The organism is Pseudoalteromonas sp. BZB3 (assembly GCF_040104455.1).
GTDB lineage: Bacteria > Pseudomonadota > Gammaproteobacteria > Enterobacterales > Alteromonadaceae > Pseudoalteromonas.
This window is the reverse complement of the sequence record NZ_JBECOS010000009.1, coordinates 357,734-376,983: the sequence shown is the minus strand read 5'-3', so window position 1 is coordinate 376,983 and position 19,250 is coordinate 357,734. Positions and strand designations below refer to the sequence as shown.

The following is a 19,250-nucleotide window of genomic DNA, read 5'->3' as shown; positions in this document are numbered from 1 at the left end:
GCGCAATATAATGGAAACAATGCAAAAATGCCAACCGTTAGGTTGGCATTTTTTCAAGTAGGGTTATGGATTGGCGTCATCCACGCTTAGTGAGTAGGATATTACCTCGTTATTGCCATCAGGTTTAGTGAAGGTAAACTGAATAGACAGAAGACCTACTTCTTGACCGTTTGACTCTACTTCACGGCTCAAGTTTGCAATTGAAAAACTTGTTTCATTACTTAGCTTATTTGGAACAACAGCATCACCAGCGAATAAATCAAGTTTACCATTGGTGGTTGTTACCTCGATTTCAGTACCTGCGGGCAATGGATTGCCATTAACATCTGAATAAAATATATAAATCGGCACACTTTCAACACCAGCGTCGCCCAATGTAACAGAAGAGATATCACAGTAAGTTGAGTTATCAGAAGTTTCAAGAGTAAGGCCGTTTTGAGACGCGCAATTAACACCACCATACGTAGATGGTACGGCAAAACGAACAAACGGTTCATCGTCAGAAAGAATAAGCTCTAAATTTCGCCTTACCTCAATAAGACCTTTATTACACTTTCCAGACGCTTGGGCTACTTCTCCGCAAAGTAAACCGTCATATACACCATTGGCATCTGTATATAAACCATCATTATTTAAGTCTCTAAAGGTTTCAAATACCCCACCGTCAGATTGTTTAGGTTCACACGCATCAGTATTTGGGTCAACATCATCTTCAGAGCTTTGAGAGCAAAGATTTGCACCATCAAATTGACCATTTCCATTAAAATCTATAAATGCTTCGGGTCTATCAAAACTATAATAAAATTCACCTTCATCAAAACGGCCATTTCGTCTATCAATTCCGTCTGAACTTGGCCTGTCAATAAAACTTTCTTGTCCTTTAGCAACAACTAAAAAGTTAACTCTCCCACCTTGTACAATATTGTTGATGATATTGCCATCATCGTCTGTAACACTGCCATCAGTAGTTGGGTAAGCACCAATACATGGCGCTGATTTTCCAAAATATGTATCACATACCTCACCGATTTGGTTGCCCCAAGCGCTGTCAGAGAAAGGAACATCACCTTGCCTTCTCCATGTCAACGTACAAGTTGCATCAACACTAGAACAGTTATACAGAGGCGTGAACTCTTCTCCATCAAAGGTTCCAACTACTCCTGAGTTTGCTTCTACAGTTGCAGTAACTCCATCACCACTGAGTTGATTAAATTGATCACCAAAGAAAATATTAATGTCCACAGTCGCGCCCACATAATCTAACGCATTAATATTTTTTGTTACTAACTCAGCATCAAAGCTATCTTGATCAGTTACACCAGAACTCAAAAGAATACGTGATGACACACCTGTGATTTGCTCAGAAATTGGTACAAGTACATAACCTCCGGCAGGGCAATCATCAGGGCGAGGGTCAACATTACAGCGGTCAAAGTCATCTGGCCAACAGGTTACCTGTTTATCAGTGTTCTCAACTTGCTCAATTAAGTCGTCTGGAACATAACATGCTTCAACTACTAGAGGACTTGGTACTATACCTGAAGTCACTGTGGTTTGTGCCTTACCCTCGTTATCAGTACTGCTAGATGATTGGGTTAAACTTGCTGCACCAATTCCATCAGTAAGTCTGAAGTCGATACGCTTTTGTTTGATCGGATTTGTGTCTTCGTCTAAAAGTTGAAATTCAACAACGGATAATGTGGGCGCGCCACCTTCACCAGGTGGTAGTGCAATAAACTGCTCAAAATTTTCATTGGTTGTTAAAAACTTGAGAGCTTGTGCTGGCGACTCGCTGACTGTCAATTCGATAGAGTTAACAAAGTTATTACCGCCCGCTTCAACAGTTGCTGTAATTGTATCTGTAATACTACAACCATTCGCTCGGTAAGTTGCTGTGGCCTCTCCATTGGATGATTTAACTTGCGCATCAAGTTGTGCTTCTTCATTCGCAGCACACACTGAAGAGAAGTTTACGTCGGCAGGTGTTAGATATAAATTACCCTCTTCATCACGAAGCGTTGCTGTAATAACTGTACTACCACCCGCTTTGAGTTCAGTAACGCCCTCATCTAGGCCATTATCAAGGCTGATCTCTAGATCAACAACACCAACTGAGAAGTTACTGGTATTTGTCTCTCCATCATAAGTTGCAGACACAGTACCTGCACCACCACTATCACCTGGCTGAAGCTTTAATAAGGCAACACCAAATTCATCAGTCAATGCTGTACCACTACTTGGTAAAATCTGACCAATGGTTGTTGATACATTGACAATTTCACGAGTTAAAGCTGTACCACTTTGCTTAGATGATAGCTTAACAAAAACTTCTGCCAATTCATTTGAACTAATACGACTAGAGTCAGTACAGCCAGTATTTACGTCATTTGGGTCCAGCTCTGCTGTTTCACGATTTGCATCCCAATCGTCATTACACCCAGTCAATATTCTAATATCTATGTCGTAAGTGCTGGTTTCATCCCTTGGGTTACCAGAAGAATGAAAAAATGCTTCTTCTGTAAAACTAAGATTTTCGGTTTGCTGATAGGTTACAGTGAATTCACCTAACCCGGCTTCAGTTGTTGGTATAAGCTCAAAGGTTGCCTGACCATTTGAGTCAGTTGCAATTTTACCGTTACTTGGACGGGTAGTTGCAATAGCATCACCTTGAACTAGGATTAGTGCATTATTTATAGGCTGGTTGTTTTCTGTCAGACTGACTGTAACATAACCATTAGTAATGGCTGAAACTGGGTTTTCAGACGTAATTGGTTGCCCATTTTCGTCTAATACTTGCCCGACAGTTAATGTAATACCACCAGTGCCAGCACTGTTGAAATCAAGCCTTGCCTCCAAATCACCATCTTCTTTTTCGAAAGTCACAGTTGCTCGACCTGCCCCCTCGAGGTCATTATCAAGTAAACGAACTGATGCTATACCTTGGCTGTCGGTCAAAATTGAGCCTGATTTGTGATCCAGCGTTGCAAATTCATCAACCGCGAATCTCACTCGACTATTTGCTACTGGTGAGTTATTGAAGAGAAGCTGAGCTTCTAAAATTAGCGGGTTAGTACCTGATAACTGATTAGAAACATTCGAGTCACTTTCGTTTTTCGCTACGAATACAAATTTGTAAGGGTCAATATCAAACTTAGGATTACCATCAGTATAATACGGTTCAACACCAACAACATCTGAATCATCATTATGCGTGTATGTAGCGGTTAGTGCTTCTGCACCAGTTTGGGTGTTGGCTTGTAATACTAGTCTGGCCTGTCCATTTGTGTCGGTCACAACTCGACCATCACTTGGGACGGTAACACCTTTTTGACCTACATCAACAGTAATGAATTTGTTGGCAAGTGGCGTGTTACCTTCAGTTAGAGTAATAGTTACAAATGCATCTTTATTTTCACCAATTCTATTCGTATCTGTTATTAAATTACCGGTTGAGTCAGTAATCGTAATATCAATCGCAATACTATCTGTACTAAAACCCATTGAAAAGTACGTGTTTTGCACATTAATATTGTCTGTAGAAGGTGATTGACTTGTGCCTTTATAAGTCGCAGTAATAACTCCAAGCCCTTTTTCTGTATTGGGCTTGAGAATAAACATAGCTTCGCCATTGGTTTGCGTTAATCGGCTTGAGAAATCTAACGAAGCTTGAGTTCCTGCATCCACCTCCACAATAGCACCAGGCTTTTCAACCTGATCTTCAACTACTTTAACAGTTACAATCGCTGGTTTTGCAACACTGAGAGGATTTGTTTCATTAATCTCATTACCTTCACTGTCAAGCACTGTAAGGCTCATTTGAATGCCGCCATCGCCTAAAGATGTGAAATTAAAGCTTTCAGTTACCTGTGTGCCAGATTGAGGAGTGAAAGTAACGTTAACAATACCAGAGCCTTTAACCGTATTTGCTTTTAAAACTGTTGATGTTTTTCCGTCAGCATCTGTTAGCCCAGATGTTCTTTGCAACTCAGAAGTGTTATCACCCGAAAATTCTATTGTTTGGTTACTTAAGGCTTGGCCGTTTAATAAAAGCGTTGCTTCTAACGTGATGGGGGTTGCAACACTCAAATTAGAGAGAGATTCACCCGTCAAAGCATTTATACCATTCAAAGTGATTGCATAAACTTCTTCACCAAAAAACGGATTTCCTGAAGTCGTAAAATTAGCCACTGATTGCGCTTCTTGATAGGTGGCGATAACCTCACCGACTCCAACTTCTTTCGTTGCATGTATTGCTAAAACAGCAATACCCTGAGAGTTAGTTTCAACTTTAGCGTTACTATTTGTAGAGGCAAGTGAGTCTAATTGAAAATCTATCGTCTCGCCTACTCGAGGATTGCCGTCGAATAATAGTGTGGTACGCACTAAAGCGCTTTTCGATTGGCTTAGCGGATTTTCCGCGCTTATTAGATTCCCTGAAAGATCAACAATATCTGTTGTCAGCTGCAGCCCGCCATCGCCCATACCTGAATAATCAATGCTTTGTTCTACTGTAATTTCAGACACCGATGCAGAAGCTGTTATTTCACCAGCACCTTCCTGATTTGTTGGTAGTAGCTTGACCGTAGCTTTACCTTCACTATTGGTCAACACTGATGCCGGACCATCAAAACGGGCATATTCGTCAGCCGTGAAATTAATACGGGTATTGGCTACAGCCGCTCCGTCATTATTCAGTGTGGCTTCAATTGTGAGGGGGGTTTGCAGAGAAAGCTCTGTCGTTTGTTCTAAAATCGATAACGTAAGTTGATAATCGCTTGAAGAACCACCATCTCCAGTATTATTGTTCGTTTTATCTATTGTTCCGCCGCCGCCACAAGCTGTGACTAATAAGGAAAACAACAAAATGCTAAACCAGCGCATCAAAGGCATTACCCCCTCTCCCTAGCTGAATTAAAATTATTATCTCTTCATGTTACCTTATAAAGTGATTAAAAATCACAACTTTTTCTTAACTATTTAACGTTTTTTTTTGGTCTCAGGGCACCATGCTGGTAGGCTATTACGAATTTAAAAAAATCTAACAATCGATATGACACAAAATAATAAGATGAGTTTAACCACTCGCATCATGCTGGGCATGGTTGCGGGTGTTTTTCTAGGCCTGCTTTTTCAATTTATTCTTGGTGAAAAAGAAGACGTTTTTATCCCTCTAGGACTATTCGATTTAGCTTTAAAAGGCTTTTTTGTAGACGGCTTATTTCACATAGGTGGGCAAATTTTCATTGCCAGCTTAAGAATGCTGGTTGTGCCTTTAGTTTTTATTTCTTTGGTATGTGGTACATGTAGCTTAAGCGACCCAAAAAAGTTAGGTCGTTTAGGTGGTAAATCAATCGCACTTTACTTAACCACAACAGCAGTGGCCATTACCGTCGCAATCTCACTTGCATTATTAGTTAGCCCAGGTGTGGGATATGACGTACCTACAGAAGCAGCATTTGACGCCAAACAAGCACCAACCCTGACTCAAGTTATCATCAACATGTTCCCTACTAACCCAATCAATGCGATGGCTGAAGGTAACATGTTACAAGTTATCGTATTTGCGCTTTTATTTGGTATTGCAATGGCACTGAGTGGTGAGCCGGGTAAACGTATTGCAAAAGTGTTTGATGATTTGAACACGGTTGTGCTTAAACTTGTGACTATTTTAATGAACTTAGCGCCAATTGGTGTTTTCTGTTTAATGGCTAAGTTATTTACAACCATTGAAATGGGTTTGATCCTAGGTTTAGCAAAATACTTCTTTACTGTATTGGCCGCTCTATTTATTCATGCACTCATCAACTACTCTGCACTTTTAAAAGTTCTAACGGGTTTAAGCCCTGTTACCTTCCTAACTAAAATGAAAGACGCATGTATGTTCGCATTCAGTACATCAAGCTCAAGTGCGACTATGCCAGTAACCCTCGAAACAGCCACTAAAAAGCTTGGTGCACACAACTCTGTTGCGTCTTTCACCGTGCCTCTTGGGGCGACAATTAACATGGATGGTACTGCCATCATGCAAGGTGTTGCGACTGTATTTATCGCGCAAGTTTTCGCTGTTGATTTAACAATTAGTGATTACCTAATGGTTATTCTAACCGCTACACTTGCTTCTGTGGGCACTGCTGGTGTGCCTGGTGTGGGTCTTATCATGCTTGCAATGGTACTTAATCAAGTAGGTCTGCCAGTTGAAGGTATTGCTATCATTATGGGCGTTGACCGACTGCTTGATATGACACGAACAGCTGTAAATGTAACGGGCGACTGTATGGTAACGTGTGTTGTTGCCAAGTCTGAAAACGAGTTCGATACACATGTTTTCAATGACCCAAACGCTGCTAAGAATTTAGAAAAACTAGATTAAGCCTCGCAAGCCCCAGTATTTTAATTGCTGGGGCTTTTAGCTCCTTTGGGCAAGCAACTGCCTTTTAATTTATAACCCCCACCAAAAACCTTTTTTAATTCACAACCTGTTCGATTCATAACCAGTTCAGATTCACGGCGTATCATACTCACCTAAGATTTATACGTTGTTACATATTAAGTCTTGTTTTTTATTTGGGTCACCCATAAATTGAAGTTATGGGTTTATTAGAGTGTTAAATACGGTGAAGTATGAACATAATTAAGATATTTACGCTTTTTTGCGTTTTCAGCTTAGTTAATGTCTCGACCGCGCAAGCTGCCGAGCACGACACTCTTTTGTCTGTAAATTCTGTAGCGATAGATCAAGATAATGTTAATGTCATCGACGATCTAGACGACACCATTATTTCTTCAGCAGATATAATCAAAGGCCCGATAAACCACTCTGAGTTTGTTCTTTCAATTTCTGCTACTACAGTACAAATTGAGTTTTCACCAATAAGAGCACCACCTATCAAAAATTAATATCGAACTTTCGTGCTTATTAATTTTTTAAAGAGGTGACTCATGAACGCATTTACACCATTAGAAACACAAACTGCATCTAACTTAACTTTTGCTCCTGTTAAATTTGCTAACACATATAATCAATTAATTGATGAAAATGAACCAGCTTTACAGCTAATGCATAACCTTGTGCTTAACCCAATTCAGCATATTGAAATAGATACGCGTCTTGATGAGGTAGAGCTAATACTTAACAAAACACATCATAAAATGAGTTTTGTTATTGATACCAAAGATAAAATAGTTGGCCTAATTTCAAATGCCAGACTAGGTAGCCGTCATATATTAGCGACCGCAGACAGATTAAATTGCCATCGTAAAGAGCTTACAATTGGCGATGTTATGCTACCAATCAATACGCTACAACAAACTAATCTGAAGCAAGTTGAGCAGTCAACCGTTGGCAGTATAACCAAAACCATGGAACAAACTGGCTCAGAGTTCTTGCTTGTGACTGATGACACACAAACAAATTTTATCGGCTATTTTGGGGTGATTGATTTAGCAAAAGTGGTTGGCTTAAATTTGTACACAGTGAAGCGCGCAAATAAATTCAGTGACATTGTAGATACCCTACTTCATCACACAGAGATTTGATTTACCCATTATCCCAAAGTAATGTAAGTTAAAGTACAAAGCGCCGAATGGCGCTTTTTTTGTGTCTAAATGCTAGTTGCTAATTTTACGTAAAAATTAAATTTGACACTTGAAGATGTATTTACATGAACACTTTAGTAGTTTGAAAATAAACCAGCTTGAAATTTAAAATGTAAGCTCTAAACTTATTTTTGTAAGGCAATATAAATAAAGGATTTATAATGAACAAGCTAACTCTAATTTGCATATCTTTGATTTCTTTTTCTGCATTCTCATCTCCTGATAAAATTGCTTCTCATGAAGCTTACAATCATCTAAATTCACTTGTCACTGTATGCGGACAATTAAGTGATGTCAGAAAATTAAGAGCAAATATCAAACTCGATGTAGATGGAAAATACCCAAACTCTAATATTAGCTTTTCCTTTAATTCAAATATCGCTAAAAAGCTTCAAAAAAAGTGGGAAGGCTTTAAAAACACACAAGGGCAAACTATCTGTGCTTCAGGTGTTGTAGAAGAAGTCAGAGGTGAACTTCAAATCACACTACATCATCAAAGAGATATCGAGATAATCAAATAACAATTCTCTGCTAAATGTGTGGATGCAAAACATAGCAACTTATTTTTTGCATTCAATTATAAAAACCTCAATTCTCGGTTCGGCTGCCTACCTAAAAAAATTATAAAAATCGAAATTATTAGTTAGGTTTGACATTTTTTAGTGTATGACGCAGTAGAAAAATAAAATTAATCAGCTAAAAATAATCAGTTACATATAAAATGTCGTTAATTGCATCCCTGCTATTTTTTACAAAACTATTTGATAAAACCAATAACACATTGTTTTATATAACTTTGTAACTTTATAGAGCAAAAGTCCCTTTCAATATGTAAATTAGATTTCATTTATAAGAACACCTAAAAAAATGTACTTTTACCTCTCAAATTTGGAAGCTAGGTTAAAACGCTGTAATAGAAAGAAGATCAAGACAGCTTTGATTCAGAACACTTACTTGGTCTGAACAGATAAATTGAAGCAGTAAGCAGCCATTTTTATAAAAAGATTTGATTCAGTATTGACTTAAAACCAACTCTTAAATAACCTTGATATGTTATATCAAAACATAGTGTATTTTTGTGAAATCAAGCTTTTCAATTTTTAAAAACACAACCACCACGACAACCACCTAATTGTCGTGTTAGCACTTGTTTGATTAAAAAAGGCTGACATGAATTGTCAGCCTTTTTAGTATGTTCAGTTCATGTCACACATTAACGAAACTTAAAGTGAGACAACAATGATTAATGAGCACCGCAAACTTGGTAAACAGCTTCAGCTTTTCAACATTTCCGAAAACTCCGCAGGTATGGTTGACTGGTATCCTAAAGGACATGAATTGTATAGGCGTATTGAGGGCTATATACGCTCAATGTTAGATAGATATGAGTACAGAGAAGTAAAAAGTCCAGTCCTTGCAAACGATTCTCTTTGGCAAAACTCGGGACATAGTGAGAAGTATAGTGACAACATGTTCCATCTCTCGCAAAATAACCTTTCTGTTAAACCGATGAGTTGCCCCTTTCACATTAATATATTCAACGACATGGTTCACTCCTACAAAGAGCTACCTTTTCGTGTTGCTGAGTTTGGTCTTTGCCACAGAAATGAACCCTCAGGTGCATTAAACGGTCTTTTTAGGCTCAGAGCATTTAACCAAGATGATGGACATATATTTTGTCGTGAAGCACAGATTAAGAATGAATTAAAGCTCTACTGCCAGTTACTTTTCGAGATGTACCAATTCTTCGGATTTAGTAGAGAGTTGATTAAAGTTAAAGTTTCATTACGGCCCGATAATAAGCTAGGGTCTGATAAATTATGGGATCGTTCTGAAATGCTCTTACAAGAAGGGTTGGCTGAACAAGATATTGTTTTTGAACTTGTAGAAGGCGAAGGTGCTTTTTACGGTGCAAAAATAGAATTTATTCTTAAAGACTCACTGGGGAGAGACTGGCAATGTGGAACATTTCAACTTGACTACTTTCTCGCAGAAAAATTCGACTGTGCATTTATTAACGAAGCAGGTGAAAAGGAGCACCCTGTTATTTTACATAGAGCAGTGCTGGGATCACTTGAGCGTTTTATCGCAGTCTTGCTTGAACACTACCATGGTCGTCTGCCTGTAGCTTTAAACCCTTATTCAATTGTACTGTTGCCTGTTTCAAAAGAACATATTGATTATTGTCAGCAACTAAAATCTCAATTGAAGTGTGCCAATATTTCCTGCTTTATCGATGACTCAAATAATAGCATTGGCTATCGAGTTAGAGATGCATTCAAGAAAAAATGTAATTTCAGTATTGTGATCGGAGACGAGGAAATTGCATCTGATCAACTTAATCTTAGATATAAAAAGACTAGTTCTAGTGTTCATTCTTCTAACTTAAATCGTTTTTTACTGAGTCATTAATCTAATTATTTACAGAAGACTCCCCTAAATAGCCCATCAGAAAAATGATGGGCGTCGATATTTACTTCACGATAAGATTGAATTGAAAAAATTGGCGAAAAAAACTATGCAAGGTATTAACCGTTACTTGCTAAGCTAGTTGCACATTGATTTTGCAGTACCTGAATATTCCGACTTAAACCCAAGCAAGGACGCAGAATAATGGACCTTATACACCTTAAACAGATTGTGCAGTTTGTTGTTATCAGCATGGCCGCTGCTGCGGTTCAGCTCTACTTATCGCCCCATGCGTTTACTTTTGGCCGTTACTTTTTTAATGCGCTCATGGCATTACTTGCGGCTTATTTGGTATCTAGCTTTTGTGACTTTTGGCAAGTAGCCGAAAGCGCCCGATCTGGCTTTATTGGTGTGGGGGCATATTTGGCCCCGCACTTGTTCAATGGCCTGAATAATTTGGGGCAAAGGTTTAGTAAAGATCCTATGAATATGATTAATAAATTTAGGGGTAAGTGATGGGCTGGTTATCAAAAGTATTTAATGTTGGTACCGCAGAACCTGTTAAAGCAGTTGGCGATGTACTCGACGAATTGTTTACCTCAAAAGAAGAAGAGTTAACTCTTGAGACAGTAAAACAACGACTAGCGCAAAGGCCACAACTGGCTCAAACCAAAGTGAATGAAGTACAGGCAGCACACCGCAGCATTTTTGTTGCGGGTGCTCGACCTTTCTTAATGTTGGTGTGTGGCTTAGGCTTTTTATTTGCCTTTGTGAACAATCCCCTTCTCACTTGGCTCTTTCCTGACATGGGCAAGCCCGGAATACCTCTTGCAGTAATGCTTGAGCTTACGCTTGCAATGCTCGGCCTTGCTGGGTTGCGTACAGTAGAGAAACTGAAGGGCGTGAGTAAGTAAATTAATTTTTTATAGATAGACATTAATTTTGATTATTAATGTCTATTATTCATCCACAATTAATGATTGAAATTCATCAAAGTGTTAAAACATAAAAAGCGCTTTGTTTAATGACCTTTATGTTTACAGTTTGGAACTTCCATAGAAATACAGCGTCTTGTCGCGTCACCACCACCACCGCCGCCACCGGTACCAGTTCCACCACAACCCCAATAAGTTTGAAAGTTTGTAGTATTAGGAGTAAGACCTCCACCTACTACTTGAGGGGTTAAATCACCAGGTATAGCTCGAGAATCTCTTGATAAATTTTTAAGAGTTTTAGTATTTAATTTGATTTTTAGTGACATTATTAATTTCCTGTTATTAATATCTTTAATAAAAAAACAGCAAAACTGCATGCAGAAGTAAACAAATGATAAAACCAACCTTGAAACATTAGTTTTCTTCACAATGTTGCCGCCACATCTATTCTTATTGAAAAAAATTAATGCAGTCAACATATTTTTATCCAAAAAAGGAACTGCACATAAATATTATCTTGAGACTCTTGAGGGAGAACACACATTTCGGATGAAACTTCCAAAGCAGAAAAAAATTTCAAGATTGCCCAATTTAATGCAAAGACAATCGATGTGAGCAAGCAGAACAAAACGACGCTGATTATGAGTTACTGACACTAAAGAACCGAGACAAAACTTTTATTGATGAGATTATTATTTTGTTCTTTTTAACTTTGTTTTTTGCCACCTGATTAAGCCAATGCAGCCATATATGGCTGCTGACTGGAAAGCAATGGGCTATAACGGTGCGCACTGGTACTTTGAGTTTGTGATAGTTGGTATTGCAGTATCAACACTTGGGCTTATGAGGTTGTTTCGTGCATTTTTGAGAAAAAAAATGTTCGGAGTTTTCACCAAATCAATTCAAACTTTCTCGTTCAAGTGATTCATTTTCTAATCTATAAACTATATCGCGCATATTAAATAGAGAATGCTCCCCACAAATTTTTCTTAGGTTTTCTGTATACAGATACCCTTCCTCACTTAAATCATCTATATCAGAAGTACTTTCTTCATAAGCATTTTGAAAGTTATCTATTATTTCGAAGTCGATTAAACACATTAAGTCGTAGTAATCAAAATCATTATACTCTTCTTCATCGAGATATTTTAAAAGCTTTATCCAGCTATCCTCAGGAATAATGCCATAAATGCTTATGACTTCATCATAATATTCTAGAGTAATTTCTTTCTTAACTTTTATTGGTTCATCAAATTCATAGGAAGGCTCAAACCAATCTTTCGGTAACGTAAGAGGAATAACAAAACATGCTAGTTGTAAATAGAACATTTCTTCAATTGGGTTCAACACAGTAAAAATTAGAGCTACTGCAGAACAAAAAAGCATGAATTTTAGTTTTCTATCACTTGCTTCCATTACTATTCCTTGTTTTAGATAGTTACAACTTTATTAAAGCTACCCTAAGAATGATTGTTAATCTATTGAAAAGCATCAAGTTCCTTTATTTTTTCGATAATTTGTGCTTTTTCTTCTAACTTTTTAAGTGCCGCTGAGAAGTTTGGCATTTCAACACCATTTGCAAGTGCCGCCGCTTTTTTATCCATACCTCTGACTAAGTAATCGTTAAGCGCATTGATCAAACTCTCACTTTGTATTCGAGTTAACGATAAAAGCAGTTCAAAACGTTCTTGGGTTTGCATTCCTTTAAATAAGTATTTCATAAAATAGTTATGAGTTAAGTAATAATTATTTAAGCATATTTAGATTTTCAATTTTTACAATGAATTTTAGGGTTTTGTTGTCACTTTCATGTCAAAGCGTGTCACAACTTTGACAATCAGATCCTATTCAACAATTACCTAGATCCTTTATTTACTTGGGTTAGCTTTAATATGGCTGTCACTAGCTTTGTCAATTTGACGCATTTTTTGTGCGAAAGCGGAAGGCGAGGAGGAGTGAATTTTTTGGCACTTTGGTATCTTGTTAGATGTTCTGACGGTTGTTTGCCAGCACACCAACCACTGTATATAATCACAGTTCTTTATTTAGGTATTTGGTGCAGAGTTATGAGAGTGAATTGCCCTAACTGTGAAAGCAAAGCAATCATTACATCGAGAGAGAATCAATCAACGGGCGTTGCTGATTTATATTGTTCGTGTACTAATAGTAAAGAATGTGGGGCAACATTTGTTACTACAATTGCTTTCAAACATTTCTTAAACCCACCAAGAAAAGATACAGCAAAAATTGCGATATCATTAGTTAAAGCCCTGCCTAAGCATGAACAGTTTGATTTGATAGAAAATTAATAGGTATATGATACTTAAAATGTTATTTTTACTTTTAAATAAAAGTAAGGAAATCCAATAATGCTTGAACCTATATTAACTAGTATAACAACGAAACTTTTTGAAGAAGCATTCAATCAAATAAAGAGTCAAAACATAACAAAAATAAATGTCAGTGCTTCTATAGCCATTAATGAAGCTTTTAAGGTGGAGAAGGTAAAAACTATTTGGCGCTCTCACTCATCTATTTCCTTTCTTGAATTTTATTACCCATCAAAAATTAATACTGGAATTGAGTCTGTCCCTGTAACAAGCTTGAAAGATATTAGCTCAATTAAGCACTTAATTATAGAAGGAACAGTTGGCCAGGGTAAATCGATAATGTTAAGAAAGTTAGCGAGTTCTGCCCTTCGTGAAGCTATAACGATTCCAATCTTTATCGAGCTAATGAAAGTAAAATCTAATACTAACCTGAAAAGTTTACTTATAACTAGTCTTTGTAAGTACGGAATTTGTGCCTCTGAAGCTAATCTAAATGAGCTACTATCAACAGGAAAATTTACTTTATTACTTGATGCATTTGACGAAGTGCATGAAAGTAAGATGGCTGAAACTATCGACTATATCGCTGAATTAGCTGATGAGTTTCCTAATATAAAGATCATAATCACTACTCGCCCCTCTAACAATCTAAAATTTTTGAACTCATTTAAAGTCGTACAAATTGCAAAGTTAAAAGCAAATGAGTTTCCCAAGGTAATAGACAAGCTATATTCAACAATTGATGATGACCTATCTAGTGAAATACCAAATCAATTAAAAAAAGCATTAGTCTCAAAGAAAAAAAGCTATCAATTTATCGATACGCCTCTTTTATTAACCCTTCTTTGTATTACATATAATTCTTATCCTAAGTTGCCAACTTCGATTCATGAATTCTATAAAAGGCTATTTTCAGTTCTAGTTGAAGAACATGACTTTACTAAACCAGGCTTCACTAGGAAATACCAATCAGGTCTAAATGTTCATCAACTTGAGAAGCTCTTTAAAGCTTACTCATTTATGTGTGCACAAGTGAATGGTAAAAGTATTCCCCTTGATCAAGCAATATCAAATATAAATAAAGTTTCCAATAATCTTAATATAAGACCAGTAGATTCATATAAATTTTTAAGTGATTGTAAAAATAATACGTGTTTACTGCTTGAAGAAAGTGGAGAAATACATTTCATTCATAAAAGTATTATGGAGTACTTTTCGGCAGCATTCATAAACGAATCCTCTACTACTTTCAAAGAAAGACTCTACAATAGAGTCCTTAAAAATCAGAGAACTAACCATTTTTTTCATGAACAATTAAAGTATCTTAGCCATATTGATGACACTCATTTTAATAGTCATTATTTAATCCCTCTTCTTGAATCAGATATAGCTTTTTTACAAGAAAATATGGATAGTCATGACTCATTTAATTATTCAAAAATCTTTTTAAACTTCTTTTTACATATTAACGAAAATAATGAAATATTCGGTACAATTATATTTCGTAGTGATTTTGTTTTCGGCTCTGGATATAAAGTGGAAAGCTTATCGGATAAGTTAGAAAAATTAATAACGGGTTTTTTAATAGGTATAAAAACTTTTGATTTAGATGCTAATTTAAATAAAATAAACAAGAATAAACTTCAAAAGTTGACCGCAAGCGAAGCCGAATCATTGGTAAGGAGCAATCACAAAAGTTTAGTTCCTAGTAATGAAGGAACTCGAGACATTGTGTCAGTTATCAATTTAATTAAACTTTCTCCTGAATTATCACAGTTTCTGGATAGTGCTTTGTTGGGAATATTTCATAAACATTTGAAAGAAATAGACAAACTAAAAAAACTTCAATCATCATATGAAGACATTTTAATTGATGCTTTCGAAGATTTTTAAAACAAAATGTGGCTTGTAGAAATATAATACTCTCAAGCCATCATCCCCACATCCCACCAGTCGTCTTGGACTATTGCTGAAGCTCTACCTTGTAGCACCAACTCAGCCAGTTCAAGATCACCAATGAGAAGTAAGTTTTTATTCAATTTATTACTAATCGGTGATTCCCTTTGTTCTTGTTCTGCAAAGGAAAAAGCTAACTCTATCACTTCTCTGGCGTGTGACCAATGCGCTTTGGTAGGTTCATTTGTTATAAATTGTTCCAAGTCGTTAAACTCAACTTTTTTTAACGAAGTCAGTTTGCCGTCTTGTATGTGGTACACCCGGCGTTCAACTAGCACATGGCCATGCTCATGCATTGCTTTTTCTTGCTCTGCCGTGAGTACGTCCCAATTCGCTTTTGCTGTTTGTTGTGCCTTGTACCGCTCAGCATCGGCTTGTTTTTAGGCGGCGAATACACCAAATGCTCCGTATTTGCTTTTTATTCTTTAATTTCGGCTTGGGGCCAAAAACAATAAACTGGCCCGAGCTTATTTGGTAAAAAGTTTGGTATTTTCCGCCTAGTCACTTTTACTCTATTTGCTTTAATACAAGCTGTGTTTAATGCAAGAAGGCAGGCTCATTTAGAATCGAAGCTATTTTTCATATGTGTTACTATGCTTTTGTTAAAATCCAACAATTAAGCACCATAGATAGCTAAAGATTTATGCAAGAAAACAATCAATTACACACACAAGAAAACGTTGAAGATATCCCTACTATCTATTGGCACGACTATGAAACTTGGGGGGCTAGCCCGCAAAAAGACCGCCCGAGTCAATTTGCAGGTATTCGCACCGATTACAACTTAAATATTATCGGTGAGCCTTTAATAGAATACTGTAAACCTGCCCCTGATTATTTACCTCACCCTGAAGCATGTTTGATCACTGGCATTACACCGCAACATGCACTTAAACATGGCCTGGTTGAAGCTGAATTTATGGCGAAGATCCATGCTGAATTTAGCCGCCCTAATACCTGTGTGGCTGGCTACAACAGTATTCGCTTTGATGATGAAGTTACGCGTTACTCATTGTATAGAAACTTTTATGACCCCTACGAGCGAGAATGGCAAAATGGTAACAGCCGCTGGGATATTATTGATTTAGTGCGTGCCTGTTACGCATTAAGACCTGAGGGTATTGAATGGCCATTAAAAGAAGATGGTTCGCCAAGTTTTAAACTCGAAGAGCTAACCGTTGCCAATGGCATAGAACACGCCGCTGCGCACGACGCGCTGAGCGATGTAACCGCGACGATTGCACTGGCTAAGTTAATCAAAGAAAAACAGCCAAAACTATTCAACTTCTTCTTTGGGTTAAGAAACAAGAAGGCGTTAGCTGATCTTGTTGATGTCTATAACATGCAACCACTGGTACATACCTCTTCGCGCATTCCTGCGACTCAAGGCTGTACTAGCTGGATCGCACCAATGAGCTTTCACCCAGTGAATAAAAATGCTGTGGTGTGTTTTAACTTAACTGAAGACCCACAAGTGCTGCTTGATTTAGACGTTGAGCAATTACGTGAGCGTCTTTATACAAAGCATGCTGATTTAGGCGAAGATGAATTACCAGTTGGTCTTAAGTTGGTGCATTTAAACAAATGCCCTATTTTGGCGCCTGCTAAAACTCTGCTTCCTGAAAATGCAGCACGTTTAGGTATAGACAGAGAAAAGTGTCTTGAGAATTTAAAAGTGCTAAAAGCACACCCAGAATTAAGAGACAAAGTAGCAGAAGTGTTTAACGATAAAGCTGACTTTAGCAGCACAACTAACCCTGATTACCAGCTTTATAATGGCTTTACGTCAAAAGCAGATAAAGCCAAGTTTGCGATGATCAGAGACGCCGCACCTGAGTCACTGGGTTCATTTGATTTAGAGTTTGATGACGTCAAATTTACGACTATGTTATTTAGATACAGAGCCCGTAACTGGCCGCACACGCTCACACCACATGAATTAGATGTATGGCGTAAATATTGTCAGAACAAGTTGATGCATGGTGAAGATAACCCTTCTATCGGCGCTGAAGACTTTATGTTAACGCTGGAGAATTTATTGCATCAGCATGATGGTAATGAAAAGAAAATGAGCATATTAAAATCTTTGTACATGTATGCTCAAAGCCTCTAAGCGCTTACTCAATTTAAATCTTACACAAAAAAGCCCGTTAAAAACGGGCTTTCTCTTTTTGAGCATTAAGAAAAATAATAATTAATTTATGCCAATGTATTTGTGTACTTGCACCGATAAACGCCAGTTTTTCTTTAAACAAGTTTCAATAGCCAATTTAGTTGCTTTGGCTTTTTGGCTGATTGGCTGTAAGTAAATCAGTTCTGGTCTCACACCTGTTTGCTCGAATAGCGCTTCAAGTTCATCAACGTGCTTTTGCATCGCGATTGGGTGTTTGATTTCATTTGCTCTTTGCATGGCTGACGTCAGTACATCATAGCCGCCGCGCATGTTGATTTTTGGCGATACAGTTACCCAGGTTGATTCAGGTGCTAATATTTCAAAGGTGCCACTGGTTTCTATTTGTGTGGTGTAACCGGCCTCATGAAGTTGCTCGCAAAGAGGCACTAAATCGTACATACAGGGTTCGCCACCAGTGATAACCACATGCTTTGCTAAATAGCCGCGTTCTTTGAACAAATTAATAATGTCGTCAATACTCGCATTTGCCCACTTTTCTGAATCCGCTTTCTTTTCGACTGTTTCGCCTAAAGTTACAAGATATGTGTCGTTGGTTTCCCACGTTTGTTTGGTATCACACCAAGCACAACCCACTGGGCAGCCCTGCAAACGCAAAAATATCGACGGCACACCAGTAAAACTCGCTTCACCCTGGATGGTTTCAAAAATCTCATTAACTTTGTACAAAGCAGCTCCAATACAACATAGCAAACTCAAAAAATCGGCCGTGAAAATTGTTATTTTTTCAGCGGCCGTGTAGTATATCGCGCCCTGAAGCAAACCTCTATCAAATTCGAGGCAATAATCTTATGAGTGAAAAAGTCGTCGTAATCTATTCTGGTGGAATGGACTCTTACACAGTGTTAAACAAAGCAATTAAATCAGGCTTTGACGTGTATGCGTTATCGTTCAACTATGGCCAGCGCCATGTTAAAGAGCTAGAAGTCGCTGCGAGTGTCTGTGCTGATTTAAATGTACACCATAAGGTTGTTGATATTTCTGCAATCAATCAGCTTATTGGTGGCTCATCGCTTACTGATGATATTGAAGTGCCAGAAGGCCATTACGAAGAAGAAAGCATGAAAAGTACGGTTGTGCCTAACCGTAATATGATCTTACTGTCTTTGGCTGTTGGCTATGCGGTATCACTTAAAGCTAACAAAGTATTTTATGGCGCACACTCAGGTGATCATGCCATTTACCCTGACTGCCGCCCTGAGTTCGTTGAAAAGATGAGTGACGTATGTCGTATCGCTAACTACGAAGAAGTTGAAATTGTTTGTCCATATTTAAACAATTCAAAGATTGAAATTTTAACAGATGGTCTAAAAATGGGCTTAGATTATAGCAACACATGGACTTGCTATAACGGTCGTGAAAAAGCCTGTGGTAAATGTGGTGCATGCCAAGAGCGTCTAGAGGCGTTTTCATTAAATAATGCAAGTGACCCACTTCCTTACGAAGCCTAATTTGTTCATGTGCAATTGCAATCACCTATTGCAGTTGCACAATCCGTTAGCCTTATTTTAGTCTCATCTTCCCTTCTCTGACTTTTGTCACTAACTGAAATCAATAAGACTGCTATTCTAAGATTAGAATTATTAGTAGGAGTCAGTTATGTCAGGAACAACGATGATCGTGATGATCGTTTTCATTTGTGTCGGATTAGGGATGGTTGGAGAGTGGGTAAAACGCTATCTCGCATTCAAAGAAAAAGCACTTAAGCACTCGGGTGACTCCGAACAAATGCGTAAAGAACTCGCTGCCCTAAAAAGCCGTGTTGAAACACTTGAAAAAATCGTCACGGATGAAGGCTATCAACTCGACAAAAAGATCAGCAATTTATAGTAC

General features: G+C 37.7%; 18 protein-coding genes. 12 read left to right on the top strand and 6 right to left on the bottom strand.

Annotated features, from left to right (window positions below):
- Positions 1 to 63: 63 nt before the first annotated feature.
- Complete coding sequence (locus tag ABMY35_RS09800; RefSeq protein WP_349286036.1) at positions 64 to 4,890, bottom strand: hypothetical protein; 4,827 nt, start codon at positions 4,888 to 4,890, stop codon at positions 64 to 66.
- A gap of 160 nt (positions 4,891 to 5,050) precedes the next feature.
- On the opposite strand from ABMY35_RS09800, the gene ABMY35_RS09795 reads away from it, so the two are divergent.
- From ABMY35_RS09795 to ABMY35_RS09765, 7 genes are all read left to right on the top strand, one after another.
- Positions 5,051 to 6,370 carry a dicarboxylate/amino acid:cation symporter gene (locus ABMY35_RS09795; RefSeq protein ID WP_349286035.1) on the top strand — a complete coding sequence of 440 codons (1,320 nt, stop codon included), beginning with the start codon at positions 5,051 to 5,053 and terminating at the stop codon, positions 6,368 to 6,370.
- A 251-nt stretch (positions 6,371 to 6,621) separates the two neighbouring features.
- A complete protein-coding gene (locus ABMY35_RS09790; RefSeq protein WP_349286034.1) occupies positions 6,622 to 6,897 on the top strand; it encodes a hypothetical protein in 276 nt (91 codons plus the stop codon).
- Positions 6,898 to 6,939: 42 nt separating this feature from the next.
- Complete coding sequence (locus tag ABMY35_RS09785; protein WP_349286033.1) at positions 6,940 to 7,536, top strand: hypothetical protein; 597 nt, start codon at positions 6,940 to 6,942, stop codon at positions 7,534 to 7,536.
- A 221-nt stretch (positions 7,537 to 7,757) separates the two neighbouring features.
- Positions 7,758 to 8,117, top strand: coding sequence for a hypothetical protein (locus tag ABMY35_RS09780; RefSeq protein WP_349286032.1), 360 nt, complete (start codon positions 7,758 to 7,760; stop codon positions 8,115 to 8,117).
- Positions 8,118 to 8,835: 718 nt separating this feature from the next.
- The gene (gene thrS / locus ABMY35_RS09775; protein WP_349286031.1) at positions 8,836 to 10,008 is read left to right on the top strand and encodes a threonine--tRNA ligase; all 1,173 of its coding nucleotides are present in this window, start codon (positions 8,836 to 8,838) and stop codon (positions 10,006 to 10,008) included.
- Positions 10,009 to 10,209: 201 nt separating this feature from the next.
- A complete protein-coding gene (locus tag ABMY35_RS09770; RefSeq protein ID WP_349286030.1) occupies positions 10,210 to 10,521 on the top strand; it encodes a hypothetical protein in 312 nt (103 codons plus the stop codon).
- Positions 10,521 to 10,919 (top strand): 3TM-type holin, encoded by a 399-nt coding sequence (locus ABMY35_RS09765; RefSeq protein ID WP_349286029.1) that lies wholly within the window; start codon positions 10,521 to 10,523, stop codon positions 10,917 to 10,919. The genes ABMY35_RS09770 and ABMY35_RS09765 overlap by 1 nt, the downstream gene beginning before the upstream one ends.
- A 107-nt stretch (positions 10,920 to 11,026) precedes the next feature.
- On the opposite strand, the gene ABMY35_RS09760 is transcribed toward ABMY35_RS09765, so the two are convergent.
- The 3 genes from ABMY35_RS09760 to ABMY35_RS09750 all read right to left on the bottom strand — a co-directional run bounded on the left by ABMY35_RS09760 (position 11,027) and on the right by ABMY35_RS09750 (position 12,661).
- Positions 11,027 to 11,419, bottom strand: a complete 393-nt coding sequence (locus ABMY35_RS09760) for a hypothetical protein (protein WP_349286028.1) — start codon at positions 11,417 to 11,419, stop codon at positions 11,027 to 11,029.
- Positions 11,420 to 11,837: 418 nt separating this feature from the next.
- Positions 11,838 to 12,356: a hypothetical protein gene (locus tag ABMY35_RS09755; protein ID WP_349286027.1), complete on the bottom strand. Its 519-nt coding sequence runs from the start codon at positions 12,354 to 12,356 to the stop codon at positions 11,838 to 11,840.
- A 62-nt stretch (positions 12,357 to 12,418) separates the two neighbouring features.
- Positions 12,419 to 12,661 (bottom strand): PapB/FocB family fimbrial expression transcriptional regulator, encoded by a 243-nt coding sequence (locus tag ABMY35_RS09750; protein ID WP_349286026.1) that lies wholly within the window; start codon positions 12,659 to 12,661, stop codon positions 12,419 to 12,421.
- A gap of 243 nt (positions 12,662 to 12,904) precedes the next feature.
- Here ABMY35_RS09750 and ABMY35_RS09745 point away from each other — a divergent pair, with 243 nt between their 5' ends.
- Together ABMY35_RS09745 and ABMY35_RS09740 are read left to right on the top strand one after the other, a co-directional pair.
- Complete coding sequence (locus tag ABMY35_RS09745; protein WP_349286025.1) at positions 12,905 to 13,249, top strand: ogr/Delta-like zinc finger family protein; 345 nt, start codon at positions 12,905 to 12,907, stop codon at positions 13,247 to 13,249.
- A gap of 60 nt (positions 13,250 to 13,309) precedes the next feature.
- A complete protein-coding gene (locus tag ABMY35_RS09740; RefSeq protein ID WP_349286024.1) occupies positions 13,310 to 15,163 on the top strand; it encodes an NACHT domain-containing protein in 1,854 nt (617 codons plus the stop codon).
- 32 nt (positions 15,164 to 15,195) lie between these two features.
- On the opposite strand, the gene ABMY35_RS09735 is transcribed toward ABMY35_RS09740, so the two are convergent.
- Complete coding sequence (locus ABMY35_RS09735) at positions 15,196 to 15,522, bottom strand: hypothetical protein (RefSeq protein ID WP_349286023.1); 327 nt, start codon at positions 15,520 to 15,522, stop codon at positions 15,196 to 15,198.
- Positions 15,523 to 15,869: 347 nt separating this feature from the next.
- Here ABMY35_RS09735 and sbcB point away from each other — a divergent pair, with 347 nt between their 5' ends.
- Positions 15,870 to 17,339, top strand: a complete 1,470-nt coding sequence (gene sbcB / locus ABMY35_RS09730) for an exodeoxyribonuclease I (protein ID WP_349286022.1) — start codon at positions 15,870 to 15,872, stop codon at positions 17,337 to 17,339.
- A gap of 81 nt (positions 17,340 to 17,420) precedes the next feature.
- On the opposite strand, the gene queE is transcribed toward sbcB, so the two are convergent.
- Positions 17,421 to 18,086: a 7-carboxy-7-deazaguanine synthase QueE gene (queE, locus tag ABMY35_RS09725; RefSeq protein ID WP_349286021.1), complete on the bottom strand. Its 666-nt coding sequence runs from the start codon at positions 18,084 to 18,086 to the stop codon at positions 17,421 to 17,423.
- Between the two features lie 122 nt (positions 18,087 to 18,208).
- On the opposite strand from queE, the gene queC reads away from it, so the two are divergent.
- Complete coding sequence (gene queC, locus ABMY35_RS09720; RefSeq protein ID WP_138631017.1) at positions 18,209 to 18,868, top strand: 7-cyano-7-deazaguanine synthase QueC; 660 nt, start codon at positions 18,209 to 18,211, stop codon at positions 18,866 to 18,868.
- 148 nt (positions 18,869 to 19,016) lie between these two features.
- Complete coding sequence (locus tag ABMY35_RS09715) at positions 19,017 to 19,247, top strand: hypothetical protein (protein ID WP_058029561.1); 231 nt, start codon at positions 19,017 to 19,019, stop codon at positions 19,245 to 19,247.
- Positions 19,248 to 19,250 lie beyond the last annotated feature (3 nt).